General features: G+C 41.2%; 19 protein-coding genes and 1 riboswitch. All 19 genes read right to left on the bottom strand.

Annotated elements, in window-relative coordinates; all coding sequences use genetic code 11:
• Nucleotides 1–42: 42 nt before the first annotated feature.
• The 19 genes from grdB to AAGU76_RS00735 all read right to left on the bottom strand — a co-directional run bounded on the left by grdB (nt 43) and on the right by AAGU76_RS00735 (nt 18,119).
• Entirely contained in the window at nt 43–1,353 is a 1,311-nt protein-coding gene (gene grdB, locus AAGU76_RS00825) for a glycine reductase complex selenoprotein B (RefSeq protein WP_342484662.1), read from the bottom strand.
• 10 nt (nt 1,354–1,363) lie between these two features.
• Nucleotides 1,364–2,644 carry a glycine/sarcosine/betaine reductase component B subunit gene (locus AAGU76_RS00820; RefSeq protein ID WP_342483540.1) on the bottom strand — a complete coding sequence of 427 codons (1,281 nt, stop codon included), beginning with the start codon at nt 2,642–2,644 and terminating at the stop codon, nt 1,364–1,366.
• A 29-nt stretch (nt 2,645–2,673) separates the two neighbouring features.
• Nucleotides 2,674–3,033 (bottom strand): GrdX family protein, encoded by a 360-nt coding sequence (locus AAGU76_RS00815; RefSeq protein WP_342483539.1) that lies wholly within the window; start codon nt 3,031–3,033, stop codon nt 2,674–2,676.
• Nucleotides 3,034–3,327: 294 nt separating this feature from the next.
• A riboswitch (glycine riboswitch) is annotated at nt 3,328–3,439 on the bottom strand.
• 59 nt (nt 3,440–3,498) lie between these two features.
• Nucleotides 3,499–5,121 (bottom strand): Na/Pi cotransporter family protein, encoded by a 1,623-nt coding sequence (locus AAGU76_RS00810; protein ID WP_342483538.1) that lies wholly within the window; start codon nt 5,119–5,121, stop codon nt 3,499–3,501.
• A gap of 8 nt (nt 5,122–5,129) precedes the next feature.
• Nucleotides 5,130–5,600, bottom strand: coding sequence for a tRNA (uridine(34)/cytosine(34)/5-carboxymethylaminomethyluridine(34)-2'-O)-methyltransferase TrmL (trmL, locus tag AAGU76_RS00805; RefSeq protein WP_342483537.1), 471 nt, complete (start codon nt 5,598–5,600; stop codon nt 5,130–5,132).
• Nucleotides 5,601–5,695: 95 nt separating this feature from the next.
• Nucleotides 5,696–6,337 carry an endonuclease III gene (nth, locus tag AAGU76_RS00800; RefSeq protein ID WP_342483536.1) on the bottom strand — a complete coding sequence of 214 codons (642 nt, stop codon included), beginning with the start codon at nt 6,335–6,337 and terminating at the stop codon, nt 5,696–5,698.
• Complete coding sequence (locus AAGU76_RS00795) at nt 6,337–6,618, bottom strand: DUF503 domain-containing protein (RefSeq protein WP_342483535.1); 282 nt, start codon at nt 6,616–6,618, stop codon at nt 6,337–6,339. Before AAGU76_RS00795 ends, nth begins: the two co-directional genes overlap by 1 nt.
• Complete coding sequence (queG, locus tag AAGU76_RS00790) at nt 6,578–7,705, bottom strand: tRNA epoxyqueuosine(34) reductase QueG (protein WP_342483534.1); 1,128 nt, start codon at nt 7,703–7,705, stop codon at nt 6,578–6,580. The genes AAGU76_RS00795 and queG overlap by 41 nt, the downstream gene beginning before the upstream one ends.
• Nucleotides 7,706–7,888: 183 nt before the next feature.
• Nucleotides 7,889–8,437 carry a 2-oxoacid:acceptor oxidoreductase family protein gene (locus tag AAGU76_RS00785; protein ID WP_342483533.1) on the bottom strand — a complete coding sequence of 183 codons (549 nt, stop codon included), beginning with the start codon at nt 8,435–8,437 and terminating at the stop codon, nt 7,889–7,891.
• Between the two features lies 1 nt (nt 8,438).
• Nucleotides 8,439–9,185: a thiamine pyrophosphate-dependent enzyme gene (locus AAGU76_RS00780; protein WP_342483532.1), complete on the bottom strand. Its 747-nt coding sequence runs from the start codon at nt 9,183–9,185 to the stop codon at nt 8,439–8,441.
• Entirely contained in the window at nt 9,185–10,246 is a 1,062-nt protein-coding gene (locus tag AAGU76_RS00775) for a 3-methyl-2-oxobutanoate dehydrogenase subunit VorB (protein WP_342483531.1), read from the bottom strand. Before AAGU76_RS00775 ends, AAGU76_RS00780 begins: the two co-directional genes overlap by 1 nt.
• A gap of 15 nt (nt 10,247–10,261) precedes the next feature.
• Nucleotides 10,262–10,477, bottom strand: coding sequence for a 4Fe-4S dicluster domain-containing protein (locus AAGU76_RS00770; RefSeq protein WP_342483530.1), 216 nt, complete (start codon nt 10,475–10,477; stop codon nt 10,262–10,264).
• 15 nt (nt 10,478–10,492) lie between these two features.
• Nucleotides 10,493–11,167, bottom strand: coding sequence for an ATP-binding protein (locus AAGU76_RS00765; protein WP_342483529.1), 675 nt, complete (start codon nt 11,165–11,167; stop codon nt 10,493–10,495).
• 28 nt (nt 11,168–11,195) lie between these two features.
• Nucleotides 11,196–12,269: a butyrate kinase gene (gene buk / locus AAGU76_RS00760; RefSeq protein WP_342484661.1), complete on the bottom strand. Its 1,074-nt coding sequence runs from the start codon at nt 12,267–12,269 to the stop codon at nt 11,196–11,198.
• A gap of 11 nt (nt 12,270–12,280) precedes the next feature.
• Nucleotides 12,281–13,174: a phosphate butyryltransferase gene (gene ptb / locus AAGU76_RS00755; RefSeq protein ID WP_342483528.1), complete on the bottom strand. Its 894-nt coding sequence runs from the start codon at nt 13,172–13,174 to the stop codon at nt 12,281–12,283.
• Between the two features lie 192 nt (nt 13,175–13,366).
• Nucleotides 13,367–14,767: a sigma 54-interacting transcriptional regulator gene (locus AAGU76_RS00750; protein WP_342483527.1), complete on the bottom strand. Its 1,401-nt coding sequence runs from the start codon at nt 14,765–14,767 to the stop codon at nt 13,367–13,369.
• A gap of 18 nt (nt 14,768–14,785) precedes the next feature.
• Nucleotides 14,786–16,015: a CdaR family protein gene (locus AAGU76_RS00745; RefSeq protein WP_342483526.1), complete on the bottom strand. Its 1,230-nt coding sequence runs from the start codon at nt 16,013–16,015 to the stop codon at nt 14,786–14,788.
• Complete coding sequence (cdaA, locus tag AAGU76_RS00740) at nt 15,996–16,823, bottom strand: diadenylate cyclase CdaA (RefSeq protein ID WP_342483525.1); 828 nt, start codon at nt 16,821–16,823, stop codon at nt 15,996–15,998. Before cdaA ends, AAGU76_RS00745 begins: the two co-directional genes overlap by 20 nt.
• Nucleotides 16,824–16,853: 30 nt before the next feature.
• Nucleotides 16,854–18,119 (bottom strand): CapA family protein, encoded by a 1,266-nt coding sequence (locus AAGU76_RS00735; RefSeq protein ID WP_342483524.1) that lies wholly within the window; start codon nt 18,117–18,119, stop codon nt 16,854–16,856.
• Between the last annotated feature and the right edge of the window lie 49 nt (nt 18,120–18,168).

The raw sequence follows: 18,168 nt of genomic DNA, 5'->3' as shown, positions 1-18,168 counted from the left end.
ATTTTTCAGAAAAAACGTCTGAAAAATGGGGTTAGGGCATCTTTATTTTTCGAATACTGTCTGTTCTGTTACTTCAGTTTCCAATGCTCTTAATGCTCTTCCAACAAGGTTTCTTCTGATGTCTTGTTCTTCTTCAAGAGTCAGTGAAGGATTTCCAAGCGGGTGAGGAATTGCTATAGTAGGAACTATTCTGTTAGCTCCAACTGTCAGGGATATAGGAACTATTGTGCACATATGTACAACAGGAATTCCTGCTCTTTCTATTTCTTTTACCATCGTTGCGCCGCAACGAGTGCAGGTACCTCAGGTTGATGTGAGTATAACTGCGTCAACTCCGTCAGCCTTCAGTTCCTGTGCAAATTTTGCAGCAAAAGCTTTTGCGCTCTTAACAGCTGTACCGTTTCCGACAGTTGTATAGAAATATCTGTGCAGACTTCCGATTTTGCCTTGTTTTTCAAATTCTCGAAGGATGTCAACAGGCAGTACTCTGTCAGGATCAAGATTTGCATATACAGGGTCATATCCGCCGTGAGCTGTTTCATAAGTTGCTTCTGTTAAATCCATCACTCCGTCAATGTCGTATTTTCCATACTTGGAAGCACTTGATGATTCAATGTGGTCAGGGTTTCCTTTAGGAACAATACCACCGGAAGTAACCAAAGCAATTTTAGCTTTTGTTATGTCTTTTACTGCAGGGTTAGGAGCAACTCTGTCAAAGTCAGGCATTGGGAATTCTGTTTCGAATTCTTTATCAGCCAATTTGTTCAGAAGCATCTTAACTGCTCTTTTTGATCCTCTTTCAGTATCAAAGAAGTTCTTTCTGATTCCGTTTGGCATGTAGCCTTCTTCAGAAGAAGCTCCTATTTTTTCACCTTTTGCAAGTTTTAATGCAAGAGGAGCCATTTTCTTAACTGCATCACGCATGCCTGCTGCTGAATTCTTTGTGGAAACAACATACAGACTTGTTTTGAACATATCAGCTCCGGGATTTTCTTTGTACATACCTGTTAAAACAGGAATGTTCAATTGATCTTTAACTGCCTTTGCAATAGTTCCACATGCAACGCCGTATCTTCCTGCATTAAATGCCGGACCAGCTATGAATAAATCTGGTTGTAATTCTTTAACCATGTCTATGATGATTTTTTGTGCTTCTTCCATGTTCTCATTGAAATAAGAGTCTCCGCACACAATTGTAGCTACAATTTGTGCTTCATCTCCGAATGCCTGCTGGAAAGCTAATCCAGGTCCTACATTGCCTTCTCTTAATTCAGCCGGAATGTGAGCCATTTCTTCTCCGCCTACATTGGCAAAGAATTGGTTTATATAGTGAACAACTTTTAGCATAATTATCTCCTCCTTCCTATCTTGCACTCAATTTGTTGAAGCCCATTTCATTGGTAGCTCCTGTAATAACCTGCAGCTCAGCAGTTATGCTTCCGTCAGCATGGAGACTGCCGTCAAAACCACCGGCAATTACATCAGCAACTTCAACGTGGCCAATTATTTTGTCCATAGGTGGAAGTTCAATTACTTCATTGGCATTTCCGCCTGTTACAACTGCATTTGCTCTTACGTCAGCGTCTGCAAGAGATTGTGATGTGCCGTCTCTTCCTGCATATTCATCTGTGATAAGAACAGTCTTAATGCCTTTGTTTTCAATTTTCTTGCAGTTCATTATAAGGTCAGTGTCAGGGTTACCGAAACCTTCTTCTGATACTATAACGCCATCAACTCCAAGATACTCAGCAAGCTTAGCACTCCAGTTTGATGATCTTTCTTTGTCTGCAAGGTACACATTTTCATTTGTGATAATAACACCAACAAAGTTCAATGTTTTTCCATGTTCAGCAAATAAGTCATGAACTACAGGGTTGTTCAAGTGGTGGTAAGTAGTGTTTTTATCGCATGCAGATACGCAGTTGCCGCTTACAATAGCGCCATCCATCATTTCTGTAGGATAAATTAATGTTGATATGGTCTGTTTAGCATCAACGCCATATACATATGTATCATGCATTAAGCCCTGGCTTTGAAGCATGCATACATAAGCAACTCTCGGAAGTTCAGGATACATTTTGATTCCTTCTACCAGAGTAGGAGTTTCAAATGTTTCAGCCTGATCTGGAGTCATGCTTTTCGCAAGTTCTCCAAGATACATAGCTACCTTGTATCCTGCAAATCTCAATGCTTTTTCATGTTCGTGCTGTTTCAGTGAATCTATTGGTTCACAAACCAATACTAAATTGTTCAATTGTGAAAATGGTGTATATTCTGCACCAGGACCAGTCATATCGATTATACCTTCCTGGAACCCAACGATCTTACCCGTTGTTACAACAGCTGCGCCTTTCAGTACATTTGTTTTGCCTGAACCCACAGTTTCAACCTTGCTTACCATGCCTGGGAATATTCCTCCAGGTCCATCTACTTTAACCCTTGGTTCGATAACATCCTTAACAGGCATTATACGAATGCTCTCACCAGGTCTTGCAAGCTCAACATCTGCTGACTTAAAATTTTGATCTTCTAGAATTAACGCTTTTACTTCTTCCTTGTTGACGTACAATGTGCCGTTTTCTACTTTGGACACTTCAGCAAACTGAATATCCTTAATAAAAATGTAGCCTAATTCTAACTTCAAAACGTTCACCTCCATATTTTTTAGCTCGTTTATATATTTAACGCGCTCTCCAGCACAGTTAAATCAATTAGTTTGAAATCTTCCTGCATTCTCTCATCAATACACATTATTCTGCACTTGTTGAAATTGTCGTAGGCCATTATGGAATTTTCTATTATGTACAGGGAATCAATATTCAAGCTGCCTTTATTATCAGAAATCATAACTGATTTATAGGGCGTTTCATTGGGTTTTACGCTGCTTGAAAGGGGGTGAGTCAACAACTCGTGTCCTTCATGCACCTTGTCCCTGATTTTTACAAGCACATCTCTGTAACTTCCGTCGATGAAGACGATTTTGTAATCATCCTTGTATTTACCGAAAACCTTTTCGTTATTAGTAATAATCATAGATACCACCTTAAATCATTATTCCCACTAAAAATAAGCTTATTCTTTTTTGTCAAAAACATTAATGTTTACATTGAACAGACTATTTTTAATTTAAACGTTATCTTTGCGGACAGTTTGAAGCATGACAATTTTAAAATTATCAGGCTTAACCAAACAGCCCGGATTTTAAGTACTTTTGCACAAAATAAAAAGCAGAAAGCAAATAAAAACCATATGCCTTCTGCTCTGTTTTCTAACCTGAGAGTTTCCTCGCAAGAGTTGCCCCTTCGGTGCTTTCGCTTTTCAGAGTTTTGTCAGTCTACGGTCCTTTTGCCTGAGATTATCATCAATAATACGGCTAATATATATTTACTTACTCCTTCGGCGCTGTTAAATACATAACAGTCTCTCCCGCAAACGTCATTCAATTATTAACTTAATTCAATTATATATAATAATTTTTAATAAATCAAGTGATATTTATTATTTTTTTTCATTTTTATTTTGGATGACCTCAAGTATTGATTCTGCTATGTTTGAAGAATGATCACCAATTCTTTCAAGGTTTCCGATGATATCAAGGAATATAATTCCTGCGCTTGGTTCGCAAATGTACTTGTTTAGCCTCTCAATGTGGTTTTTCCTTAGAGTTTTGTACATTTTATCGATTCCGCTGTCTATTTTGATTACTTCGTCACAATCATCACAATTTATGGTTGCCAGCGCAGTCAGCGAACTTTTGAAAACACTGACTGAATCTTCAAACATCTCTCTCAGCTCCTCTATCGCCTGATCGGAAAAAGGAACATTGTTATCTAACTTGTACAATACAAGCTCACCTATATTGTCTGCATGGTCTCCCACACGTTCAATATCATTGTTGGTGTTCATAAGCACGACAAGTTTGTCTTTCTCGAAATTCGTCAGCGATTCCTTGTCCAGTTTGACAAGGTACTCCAAAACCTTCTTGCTCAGCTCATTGACTTTCTTTTCTATTTCAAAAACCTTGTATGAAAGATCATCGTTGTTTGAAAGAAATGCATCAACTGCAGTCTGAAGCTGTTCCAGCGCCATGTTTCCAAGATGCAGAACCTCCTTTGAAGCCTGTGTGAGCGCTATGGAAGGAGTAACAAGTATTCTTTCATCTATATACTTGGTAACGTGCTCTTCATCGCTGCCATCGCTCTTGACGATGACCTCAGATGCCTTAACCAATAAACCGGAGAAAGGAAACATTATTACTACATTCAGAATATTGAAGAAAATGTGACCTGCTGCAATCTGTTTGGGAACATCCGCAGGTATCATTCTCATAACTGCCAATTCCACAGGCATTCTTAAGAAAATCATGAACAATAGCGTTCCTATAATGTTGAAAAGCAAGTGAATAACCGCCGCTCTTTTGGCAGTCGTGTTTGCACCCACGCTGGAAATCATGGCTGTAACACAGGTTCCGATGTTCTGTCCAAAAATTATCGGGTAGGCAGCATCGAATGAAATGACTCCCGTAGCTGCGACAGCAATCAAAATACCAGTAGTGGCACTGCTTGACTGAAGTATTGCAGTCATGACAAAACCAACAAGTATTCCCAAATATGGATTGTCAAATCTGGTCATGAGACCGGTGAAGCTTGGATTTGACTCCAAAGGCTTCATTGCATCTTTCATTATATCCATGCCGATGAACAAAATACCAAAACCTATTATAACTTCGGCAAAACTTTTTACCTTTCTTTTTTTCGCCGCTATGTGCAGAATTACTCCAACACCTACCATGAAAGTTGCAAACTTTGTAATGTTCAATGATACCAAAAATGCCGTAACTGTTGTACCGATGTTTGCTCCCATTATGATGCCAACAGCCTGGTTCAGATTCATAAGCCCTGCATTGACAAATCCCACAACCATTACCGTGGTGGCACTGCTGCTTTGTATTACTCCGGTAACCAATGTTCCGACCAACACTCCCATCAGCTTGTTTGTGGTCAGTGCTGCCAAAATGTCCTTCATCTTGCTTCCGGCGGTTCTTTGCAGCCCGTCTCCCATATAGCTCATTCCAAACAGGAACAAACCTAGGCCGCCCATTAAACTAATTGCTATATCCATACATCCTCCTAAATCATCTTTGGAAAGCCCATCTGTCTCAAGGCTTCGTACATTACTATATTTACAGAATTGGCCAGGTTCAAGCTTCTGGCATTAGCATTGTCAATCATAGGAATCTTTATCCTGCTTTCTTTAAACCTCTGATGTATGAAATCAGGGAGTCCGGCAGTTTCCTTTCCAAAAATTATGTAACATCCGTCAGTGTAGGTGACATCCGTATAAAAACGGCTTTCCTTTGTGGTTGATATAAATACCTCCTTGTTTATCACATTGCCTATAAACTCGTCAAAATTCTCATAGTAGGTAATATCTACAAGATTCCAGTAATCTAGTCCCGCTCTCTTCAGATACTTGTCCTTTACGGAAAATCCCAAGGGCTTGATAAGATGAAGCCTTGAACCCGTTGCAGCGCAGGTCCTGGCAATGTTGCCTGTGTTCTGCGGTATTTCAGGTTCAAACAAAACTATGTTTAGTGACATTTCTTTCTCCTGCGGTAGTTTATTTCAAACTCTGTAATTATAACATTAAAAGTGCATATTATAAAGACATTATTTTTTCCATATGCTGTAAATTTTCAAAGTGCCTTTGCCTTGAATTCTTTCCTGTAGTAATTGCAAAGATCTCTCACAGCGCAGTCGCTGCAGCGCGGGTTCTGTGCAATGCAAGTTTCCCTGCCGTGTGTTATAAAAAGATGATGCGTAAGATGCCATTTATACTTTGGAAGCTTCTTCATCATTTCATCCGAAACCTTGTCTGCCGTGGACCCTTCCGCCAGCCCTATTCTCCTTGTTACCCTGTATACATGAGTATCTACAGGAAATGCCGGAATGTTGAATGCTTCAACCAGCACAACAGAAGCCGTTTTTCTCCCTACACCCGGCAGTGAAATGAGATCATCCATGTTTGTCGGCACATGGCCACTGTATTTTTCCTTCAGAACCCTGCACATGGAATATATGTTTTTTGCCTTATTTTTGTACAGCCCGATTTTCTTTATTTTTTGTTCAAGCTCTTCCTGCGTCAAAGTGAGAAAGCTGTCTAAATCCGGATAGCAGGCATACATTTCGGCAGTAACCTTGTTAACGCTTTTGTCGGTAGCCTGGGCACTGAGCATCGTGGAAACCAGCAGCTGAAATGGAGTTGCGTAATCCAATCCACACTTTGCATCGGGGTATGTTTCCCTTAAAATCTCATATACCTTTGATGCCTTGTTCATCAGTAAATCTCCTTGTTGTATGTTATGATTTCTACCCTTTCATCATTATCCACAAAGTTAATTATCTTTGAAATGGCAGATTCACACAGTTTCTGGTCGTTTGACACTACAGCCACTCCTATGACAGATTTGTTCCAGATGTCGTTGAAATCCACCTCTGCCACGGAAGCATTGAATCTTGACTTTATACGTTCAATTATGCTTTTTATCACATGTCTCTTTTCCTTCAGGGAATGTGATTCATAAATCAATATCTCTATCTCGCATATTCCAATTGTCATCATAAACCTCCAGAAGTTTTTCAAATTCATGTCTAACCTTATCTTTTTCATTATTCAGGCGGTTATTCAAAACAACAGATGCTTTTTTCGCATGAAGCATCAACAGGGACCATGCGGCATAAATGCGGATCATTTCAGAAGGACTGTCAAGTTCCTTTTCAACAGCCTCATACATGGATTGAAGCCTGAGATTTCCTATAGCTATGAGGGCATTTCTTTTCCAAATGTTTTTTCCCCTCCATCCTCCCGACGTATTTCCGTATTTTTTTGCAAATTCCGCGCCGGAGATTGTAAGTATTTCTTTTAAATCAACGGCAAGACAGCTGTAATCAACAGAAGAGCCCATACCCAGAACCTTCTTGTTCCTGGGGCACACCAGCTGGCACATATCGCAGCCGTATAACTGGTTTTTCATAGACAGCCTGTATTCGTAAGGAATGTCTTTTTTGGTCTGCGTCAAGGCTGAGATGCATCTTCCTGTGTCAATTCCGCTATCCGTTATGGCTTTGTTCGGACAGCTTTTCATGCAAAGGCTGCAGCTGCCGCATATGTCCTTTTCTTCATATTTTTCACACTCCATTTCAATATCGGTTAGAATATATCCCAGGTTGACAAAGGAGCCGTAATGATTGTTTATTAGCATGGTATTTTTGCCTTGATGTCCAAGATTTGCATTCCTGCAAACCTCCCTGTCCAAAAGCGGCGAGGTGTCTACGCAGATCACGTATTCAAAATCAAATTGTTTTTGTATTTCTTTGGCCAGTTTCTCAAGCATGCAGCGAATTTTTGTATGGTAGTCTTCGCCGAAAGCAACCACGCTTAAGAGCCCTTTGTCCGCAACGGATGGTTTCTTATATCCAACCCCATAGGGAACTGCCACTGCTATTATGCTTTTGCACTTCAAAAAAACGTTGCGGACATCCAGTCTCTTCTCGATATCATGCTCCTCAAACTCGCTTTCGAATCCATATGCTTTCCTGCGGCGCAGATTTTCCTCCAGGTAACTGTAATCCAAAACATTGGTGAAGCCTATTGATTCTATGCCCAAAGACACAGCAGCTTCCTTTATTGTATCTTTTATGTTCATAATAATTTCCTCATCTATAACAACAATATATCACATGCAAAAACATTTTTAAAGATTTTTTCATTCAAATATAAAAAGTAGTTGTCATTATAATCAGAAGTAACCATAGTGAATTTCCCACCAAAAAAATGATTCAGGCAAAAACCCGAATCATTTTTTCATAGGATATATTAATGTTATATGTTATACCAAAACCTTTACGGCTTCAGCACCTTTTTGTAAAGCTTCTTTGTTTAGAGGAACCAGGTGAGACTTGTTTTCACCGAACACTTTCAGGAACGCGTGAAGAACTGATTCAATATCAACAATCTTGGTTAATCCAATGTAGGCTCCTAGCATTACCATGTTTGCAACCTTTGGATTTCCGAGCTCTGCTGCAATCTCATTTGCAGAAACATAGTAAACTTCAAGGTCTTTTCTCTTTGGTTCCACATCAATCAGCGATTTGTTTATTATGAGTTTTCCTCCCGGAACAAGCTCGTTTTCAAACTTAGTAAGTGAAGGCAGGTTCATTACTATTGCTGCCGTTCCGTCCTTGGAAATCAAAGGAGATCCAACCGCTTCATCAGACACGATTACTGCACAGTTTGCAGTGCCGCCTCTCATTTCAGGTCCATATGAAGGAAGCCAAGATACTTGTTTATCTTCAAGCATTCCGGCGTATGCCAGAAGCTTGCCTATGGCCATAATGCCCTGGCCGCCGAATCCGGCCATTATTACTTTTTCTTCCATGTTATTTGTCCTCCTCAAAATCTCTGAAATTTCCCAAAGGATAATATGGAATCATGTTTTCACGAAGCCATTCCAAAGCCTTAACGGGAGTGTAACCCCAGTTTGTAGGGCATGTTGATAAAACTTCTACGATTCCGAATCCCTTACCCTGAATCTGGCATTCAAAAGCTCTCTTAATGGCTTTTTTAGCTTTTCTAATATTTGCCGGAGTATCCACTGATACTCTTTCAACGAATTTAGCTCCGTCTATGGTTGCAAGCATTTCAGAAATTCGTATAGGCTGTCCGCAGTGGCTTTCGTCTCTTCCGAAAGGTGATGTTGTGGTTTTTTGGCCCACCAAAGTTGTCGGAGCCATCTGTCCGCCAGTCATTCCGTATATAGCGTTGTTAACGAATATTGTAGTTATTTTTTCTGCTCTGTGAGCTGCATGAACAATTTCAGCAGTTCCTATGGAAGCAAGGTCACCGTCTCCCTGGTATGAGAATACCACGCTGTCCGGGTGAACTCTCTTGATGCCTGTAGCTACGGCAGGAGCTCTTCCGTGTGCTGCTTCCTGCATGTCGCAGTTGAAATATTTATAGCAAAGTACTGAACATCCAACAGGAGCAACTCCTATGGCCTTATCCAACACTCCCAGTTCAACCAATACTTCGGCTACAAGTTTATGAATAACTCCGTGTGTGCATCCTGGGCAGTAGTGGAAAGGAACATCAGTAAGTCCTTTTGATTTTTCATATACCATTGTCATTATTTTGTACCTCCCGCAATTTTTTCAATTTCAGCCAATATGCTTGCAGGTGTAGGAACCATACCGCCTGTTCTTCCGTGGAAGTATACCGGCATTCTTCCTTCAATACCCATTCTTATATCATCTACCAATTGTCCCTGGCTCATTTCAACTCCAAGAATTCCCTTGCAGTCCTGATTGATGTCCTTGTAAATAGCATATGGATACGGCCACAGCGTTATAGGTCTTATCATTCCAACCTTTATTCCTTTTGCAGCAGCCTGTTTGATAGCTGTTTTTACTATTCGTGATGTAGTTCCGTAAGCCACGCATACAACATCTGCATCTTCCAAACCGAATGCTTCGTAGCGAACTTCATTTTCTTCAATTAATTTGTATTTCTTTTCCAGTCTGATGTTGTGTAATTCGCACTCTTCAGCTTCCAGAAACAGCGAGTTAACGATGTTCTTTTCTCTCTTGCCTTGAGTTCCTGTTGTAGCCCAGTCTTTCGAAGGCAGGTTCTGGTTCATTTCATCTTTGAATTCAACTGCTTCCATCATCTGTCCGATCATACCGTCGGCAGCAATAAGTACAGGGTTTCTGTATTCGTCAGCCTTGTCAAATGCCAGCATAACCAGGTCTACAGTTTCCTGAATGCTTGCAGGTGCATAGCACAATGTCCTGTAGTCACCGTTTCCGCCGCCTCTTGTTGACTGATAATAGTCTGCCTGTCCAGGCTGAATGCTTCCAAGTCCGGGGCCCCCTCTCATCATGTTAACAATAACACATGGAATCTCAGCTCCGGCAGCGTAAGTGATGCCTTCCTGTTTCAAAGATATTCCAGGGCTTGATGAAGCAGTCATACATCTTGCTCCTGCTCCCCCTGCTCCGTATACCATGTTGATTGCCGCTACTTCACTTTCAGCCTGCAGGAACATCCCGCCCACTTCAGGAAGGGCTTTTGACATATATTCTGGAATTTCACTTGATGGAGTTATTGGATATCCGAAAAAATATCTGCAGCCAGCTTTTATAGCTGCTGCTCCAACAGCTTCATTACCTTTCATCAATATTTTAGACATAATCTACCTCCGCTATTATAATCTTTCTACTGTTATTACCGAATCAGGACACATGATTGCACAGCTTCCGCAGGCAATGCATTCTTCCATGTCAGTTACATAGGCCGGGCTGTAACCCTTGCCGTTGATCTTTTCTTTATTAAGCTTTACTATTCCTTTTGGACATACTGAAACACACAGTTCACAACCCTTGCATGCTTCATCGTTGAATGTAACTTTACCTTTTGCCATTTTTGACCTCCATTCTTAACTCATCCATTCTTCCCTCATATAAAGATTTATGGGGAACAACTTTTCCAAAATTTCTTTATTGGTAATTTTTAAAGCCGTCTGATTTATAACAGCTTCATATCTAATTGGTATATCAGTCTCCCAAGATACTTTCTTGGTAAGTTCGTGGCCGAATTCAACATCTTCAACAGTAGTTTCTTTTAAAAGATGCGTGTTATTTATAAGGCCTGTAATTTTCAAACCAGATGTTTTCTCTATCAGTCTGAGATATTTTACGGTGTCTTCCGGCGTCCTTGTTTCAGGACGATTTCCGTTTATGACGTAAAACATGTCGTGATCAACATTCTTTATCTGTTCCGCATATCTTGCAAGAACTCTGGCGCCTACCGGATCTCCGCCTACATCTATGACAGACCACTCATCCTGGTTCATTATGACTCCTGTCATTTGAGCAGGAAGTGCCGGAATGTCAATGGCCGTGTTCCTTATGCTGCTGTCAAACACCTTAATGCCCATCTTTTCAAACATTTCTCTTTTTTCTCTGGACCTGAAATAAGGATTGACAATATCCAAGTCGGCAATATTAACCTTATCATGACGCTCCTTCAGTTTTACGGCATAGTTTACTGAAAATTCAGTCTTTCCGCTGCCGTAATGACCAATAACAATAACTAACCTCTTATCATGCATATTTACCCCACCTTCCAAGTCCGTCATACTACATGTATTCCTTCGCCAGTTCAGTACCGTTCAATACTCTCAGTCCTCCCTGAGCAAGTGCCAGGAGTTCGTCTTCGCCGGGATAAGTTATTACGTCTGCAATAAACTTAACCTTGTTTTCTATCATATCAACAAAATATCTGTCGTAAGCTATTCCGCCTGTTATCAAAATGGCATCGACTTCGCCGTCAAGGACAACTGCATATTCTCCAACAGCCTTTGCCACCTGGTAAGCCATGGCACTGTATATGAGTCTTGCCTGTTCATCTCCTGCCTTTGCCCTGTCACTTACTTCCTTGGCACTGTTTGTACCCAGGTATGCGCTGATACCGCCTTTACCTACTATCATCTTCTTAATTTCTGCTTCTGTATATTTTCCGGAGAAGCACATTCTCACCAGCTCCTCTGCAGGAAGCGATCCTGACCTTTCAGGAGAGAATGGGCCTTCACCGTTAAGTGCGTTGTTAACATCTATTACTTTTCCTTTTTTGTGAGCTCCTACTGAAATACCTCCGCCCAAGTGAACAACGACAAAATTCATGTCCTTGTAATCCTTGTTGAATTTTTCCTTAGCTGCTCTTCTTGCCACTGCCTTTTGATTCAAAGCGTGCCAGATTGATATTCTTTCAAACAGAGGATGTCCGCTTATTCTTGCAACATCATCCATCTCATCAACAACCACAGGATCCACTATGAATGAAGGAATGTTAACCTCGTCTGCTATGGAACGTGCAATGAGTCCTCCAAGGTTTGAGGCATGCTCTCCCTTTACGTTTGTCTTCAGGTCTTCAACCAGTCTGTCGTTTACGGTATATGTTCCGCCTTCAATAGGTTTTAAAAGGCCTCCGCGACCTACAACTGCATCCAGAGAATCAACCGGAATGCTGTTTTCCTTTAGGGCTTCCAGTATGAGCTGCTTCCTGAATTCAAACTGTTCTGCAACTTTGTGGTATACGCTCAGTTCTTCGTTTGTATGTCTTAGGGTTTTTTCAAATATAAGATTTTCATCTTCAAAAACTGCTATCTTTGTCGACGTTGATCCCGGATTAATAATTAATTGTTTCATATTTATCTCCTTTAATGTTATGAACACACCACTGCTAAAGCGATGGAATTCAACTTGGCCACATCCGAATCCGCTCTTGAAGTAAGCACAATCGGTGCTTTAGCTCCGAGAATAATTCCTGCATTTTCAGCTCCGGCAAAGTATGTAAGTGATTTGTACAGCACATTTCCAGCCTCTATGTTCGGCATAAGCAGGATGTCAGCATCTCCTGCAACATCACCTTTGATTCCCTTCAATTCTGCAGCTTCCCTGGATATGGCATTATCAAGTGCATAAGGCCCGTCAACGATGCATCCTGTTATCCTGCCATCGTTGTACATCTGCACAAGTTCCTGGGCATCTACGGTTGCCTGCATTTTTGAACTTACCTTTTCCTTGGCACATATAACTGCAACCTTTGGCTTTTCAATCCCCAGTGAATGCGACAGAACCAGAGAGTTTTCAAGTATCTGCCTTTTTTCATCCGCATTGGGAGCAATGTTCATTGCAGCATCTGTAATAAGTACAACCTTGTGATATCTTTCAATGGCGAACACAGCAGCATGGCTTAGGATATTTCCTGTTCTAAGGCCTATTTCCTTATCAAGGACGGCTTTCAATATAACCGATGTGTCAATAAGCCCTTTCATCACGATGTCAGCCTCGCCGCTGCTTACAAGTTCAACAGCCTTTCTTGATGCTTCATTTCCATCTTCCTCATGGATAATTTCCAAATTGTTCAGGTCAAAACCGATTTCTTCGGCAATTTTTTTTATTTTTTCCTTGTCCCCCACAAGCACGGGAACACAGATTTTTTCATTAACAGCTGATTTTACCGCCTTTAGCACTTCCTCATCCTGAGCAACGGCAACAGCTATCTTCTTTAGGCCCTTGCTCTTGGCAAGAGTCAATATGTCTTCAAACTTTTTCACTTTCTCACCTCACCATATAATATAAGCAATTATCGTGCCAACTTTTTTCGACAAAATAAAATAAAAAGCCAACTATTGAAAATTCAACACTGACTTTTTATTTTTCATTTAAATATATATTTTTTTGTTTCAAGTTTTGCAGATTATTGCGTGCAATATATTGCATATGCAACTTTTTTGCAATTTCTTGCATCAGCTTATGCCGTACTTCTCCATCTTGTAGTATAGACTTCTGATGGAAATCCCCAGAAGCCTGGCGGTTTCGGTTTTGTTTTTGTCCAGCCTTTCATATGCGCTTTTGATGTAGTCTGCCTCTGCCTTGTCCATTACTTCGCTTAAAGATGTTATTTCGTGACTGTTATATACTACGCAGTCTGCAGTCTGCACCTTTTTGTTTGAATACAAATGGGGTAGGTGATCAGATTGAATTGTTTTTTCGTTGATGTTCATGTTGATGATGGATCTTCCAACGACATTCTCAAGCTCCCTTACGTTTCCCGGCCAGTCGTGGCTCATCAGAATGTTCAGAGCTTCTTCAGATATTCTGACGATGTTTCTTCCATATTCATCATTGAATTTGACTATGAAATTTTTCACCAGAAGCGGTATATCTTCTTTTCTTTCCCTTAAAGGCGGGATGTATATGGGAAGTATGCTCAGCCTGTAGAACAGATCTTCCCTGAACCTTCCTTCTTCTACGGATTTTATAAGATCGGCGTTTGTAGCTGCTATGACCCTTACATCGACGGAAATGGTCTTGTTGCTTCCGACCCTCATTATTTCTTTCTCCTGCAGAACTCTCAGAAGCTTAGCCTGTGTATTCATGCTTATTTCCGATATTTCATCAAGAAATATGGTACCCTTGTCGGCTTCTTCAAACAGTCCCTTCCTTCCGCCCTTTACAGCTCCAGTGAAGGAACCTTCTTCATAGCCGAAGAGTTCGCTTTCCAGAAGAGAATCAGAAAGAGCAGCACAGTTAACCCTGACGAAATTGTTGTTTCGTCTGCTGCTTTGTGCATGAATTGAATTAGCGAAAAGTTCCTTTCCTGTACCGCTTTCTCCTCTTAAAAGCACCGTTGCTGGAACCTTGGCGGCCTTTTCTATCATGTTCTTGACTTCCTTAATGGACATGGATTCACCGATTATGTCCTCTGGCTTGTACTTATATGTCAGTTCCCTTAATTTTTTTTCAGCTTCCTCTAGCTTGTCTGTAAGGTCCTTGATGCCTGATATGTCGTGAAGCACAGCAACGCTTCCCTTCATCACTCCGTTAACTATTATTGGAGCTGCCTGGGCAACAACCGTCTTGCCGCTGGGCCTTATCTTAAGCTTTGTGTTTTCAACAGGTTTTTTTGTTGAAAGGACCTTCATGTGAAGGCTTTCTCCTTCTTCGATGTCATAGAGGGCGTTTTGCCCCAGGACATCCTTATGTTCCAGTCCTGTTATTTTTGTGTAAGCAGGGTTTACAAGTATGTGAATGCCTTTTTCGTTTACAACGCTTATTGCATCCTGCGTTGCACGAAAAACGGCTTCAAGCATACCCTGGTAATCCATGCTGTTTATTTCTATTTCAGGAATTTCTTTTGATTCCATCTTTACCCCTTATAATAGTTATTCTTCTGCAGTCAAAGCTGAAGAAACTGTCACCTCTACAGTTTCATTGCTCAGTGTGATGCTGTTGAATTTTTCTTCCGTCACACATTGAACAACTGCAACATTGTTTCCCTGCAAAGCACCCGCCATATCAGCAGTAAGAATGAGGTCAGTTTTCTTCAATGAATTGACGATACTTGAAGTTCCTACAACCTTCACGGTTATTTCGCCGTCAGGATTGGCAGGTTCTGCCGTTGTTCCTTCAGCAAGGTTTATGTACTGCACTTCAGAATTGTTGAATACAAATTCCTTCTCCACCACTTCTTCCACAACAGCGTTAATCACAGGTGTCGTTGCAAGATCAAGAATTATGAGCCCGTCTGTGTTCAACACTTCCCTGGGAGACATGATGTTGTTGTATGATCCTGAAACATCAAGCTCGGCAAGTTTCAGTTCCTTTACCGTGTCCAATATATCCTTTCTTGCAGCAATTCTTACCTTCTCAGGATTTACTGTCACGCCTGCAAGCTGGTATCCTTCCTGAGGCGTTCCTGTTACATTAGGTACAAGGCTCACGTACTTGGTTGGATATACGGGAACTGTGACTTCCACATTGCCCACAGGCGATGACATGAATATTTCGTTGTCTGTTCCGTCATAAATTCTCACCGGAACGGTCTTAACAAGGTCATTCGTCACACCGTCGATATTAACCGTGGCCACTGCAAGGTTAGCTGAATTCACAACGCTTCTTGGTCCAGTAATCTTTACTGAAGACGGATTTGAAAGCGGCAGCGACCTGTAGTAGTCATTTGCCTGATTTCCGTCAAACTGTACCGTAACATCCATTACCCTGGATATTATGCTTTCAATGCTGCATGCAATCTGAGCGGGATAGGTGCTGACTATTTCAACTCCACTTGGTCCGGAAACTTCAATCTTGGCATTTGTAATTCCCTCACCGTAGCCGAGAACATCTATGGATGCCGAAAAATCGCCCTTGCTTATTTTGCTGAGCTGCTCGCTGTATCCCTTTACCCTTACCGTAACAGTCAGATTGTCTTTGTCCGTATTCATCATGACCAGGTTGGAATTTTCAAGGGCAGCAATGTTTTTAATCGTAACGGGAATGTTGTTGTATGTGCCTTCAAGAAGCGGACTTGTTTCAACCATAATAATTATCCAAAGGATTACTGAAACTACAAGACAGGTTACTTGAATGACTAATTTATCGTTTTTTATCTTCATTTCGGTTTCTCCATTTATCAATTATATTTACCTTGTCATTGTCCAAATACAGGCCGGAGAGCATATCCTGAAGCTCTTCTATCTGAATGTTCCTGTAAAGCCTTCCTTCAACTGCATAGGAAATGTAGCCAGTCTCTTCTGATACGATCAATGCAACGGCATCGGACTTCTCTGTCATTCCTATGGCTGCCCTGTGCCTTGTTCCTATATCCTTGCTCAGCAGATTGTTTTCGGTCAAAGGCAGGAAACATCCGGCTGCCCGTATGGTGTAATCCTTGATAATTACGGCTCCGTCATGAAGTGGTGTGTTAGGTATGAATATGTTTATCAATAGTCCGCTTGAGATGTTGGCATTTAGCCTTGTTCCGCTTTCCGTAATGTCTGTAAGGCCTATTTTTTGCTCAAAGATCATGAGCGCACCTATTTTTTGCCTTGCCAGAGATGATGTGGCAGATACAATTTCCTTTATAACCTGCTCGGAAGTCTGCGCGTTCTTCTCATAGCTTGTAAGCGTGAACGAAGTCCTTCCCAGATATTCGAGAGCCTTTCTGATTTCCGGCTGAAAAACAACTACCAGGGCAATAATGCCTACCTGAAAAGTGTGGTCAAGAATGTACTTGACCATGTGCAGCTGAAATATCTGCGAAATTGGTATCAAAGACACTAGAAGAACAATACCCTTCACAAGCTGCTTCGCTCTCATATCTCGTATGAGCAAGTATCCGTGATACAGCACATAGTATACGATTCCTATATCAACAATGCTGTTTAATCCGATGTTAGAAATAATTAATTTAATCTGCTCCATGCCATCACTTCCCCAATTTATTAGTATCAACTACTCTGCATTCATTTGTGCCATTGTGTCACTGTAGGACCTGCTCATCCTTGATATGGAATCTTCACTGAGATCATTGTTTTCAAGAAATTCCATTATTGGATAAACAATGTGTTCAGTTCGTCCCTCTGATGTTGTTCCTTTGTAGACCCACAAAGGTGTGTATTCGATGCTTTTAATTGAAACTTCCCCTGTTTCTCCCTTTTTTTCTATGTCTATGTCTATTATTACTCCATCTTCCGTATACTTGGATACCTCCGCCGACATACCGTAAGGAACCAATGTTTCAACTCTCTGGTTTGATATAAAGTTTCCCATGGAATATGCCACAAATTTCGTCTTTCCGTCATAATCAAGAGTCTTTGCAGGCTGAATAACGTGAGGATGGCTTCCGAGTATTATGTCCACACCTTCTTTAAACAGCATGTCTGCCAATGCTTCCTGGGAAGGGGTCTGTTCTCTTTTGTACTCAATCCCCCAATGAAGATACGCAATTATCACATCGGCATCATTCTCTTTGGCATATGCAATGTCTTCTTTCATCTTGGTTTCATCCGTTATGTTTATGAGTGTATCCAGGTCATCTGCCGTAAGAACCGAATCAAGACCGTTGAGCATTTCAGTGTATGATAAAAATGCAATCCTGATTCCTTTCACATCCTTAATGAGAACCCGAGTTTCAGGCTTTTCGGTGTAAGTGCCTACATTGTACATTCCTCTTGATTGAATCTGTTCCACTGTCCTGATCAGACCTGCCTTCCTCGTATCGAGGCTGTGATTATTTGCAGTTGACAGAATATCAAATCCCGCATCCCTTATGGCGTCCAGAACTTCGTCCGGAGCGTTAAACAAGGGATAACCCTGGTAGCTGTAAACTTCATCCCCAGCCGTTGTCCCTTCAAAGTTGGCTATTGCCAGGTCTGCTTCCTGGAAAATACCCTTCACCGCCTTGAAGCTGTTGTGAAAGTCATAGGATTTTGTGGATGCATTGTAGCCACCGTCTATCTGGGAAGGATGAAACATTATGTCTCCTGTGGCCTTTATGTTTATGATCGTATCTGGAATCACTTCTGGTTCAGGTTCCTGCGGCTCATTCTGCGACACATCCTGCGGTTCTTCAACTGCAGGCTGCTCATTTTTTATGTCCTCGCTGTCTTTTCCGATGCCCTTAGCGGCAAAGGAAACTGCTGTTACAGCCACTATGACAAGGAGGCCAAGAAGCGATGCCCTTAATCTTTTTTTTCTAAGTCGTGCTTTTCTGTTCATCAGTTACCTCTTGTACTTTATTCATTTGCTGATACTTCAATATTAACTT

It is taken from the genome of Sedimentibacter sp., assembly GCF_038562225.1.
In the GTDB taxonomy this organism is placed as follows: Bacteria; Bacillota; Clostridia; order Tissierellales; family Sedimentibacteraceae; genus Sedimentibacter.
This window is presented reverse-complemented; position numbering and strand designations above follow the sequence as displayed.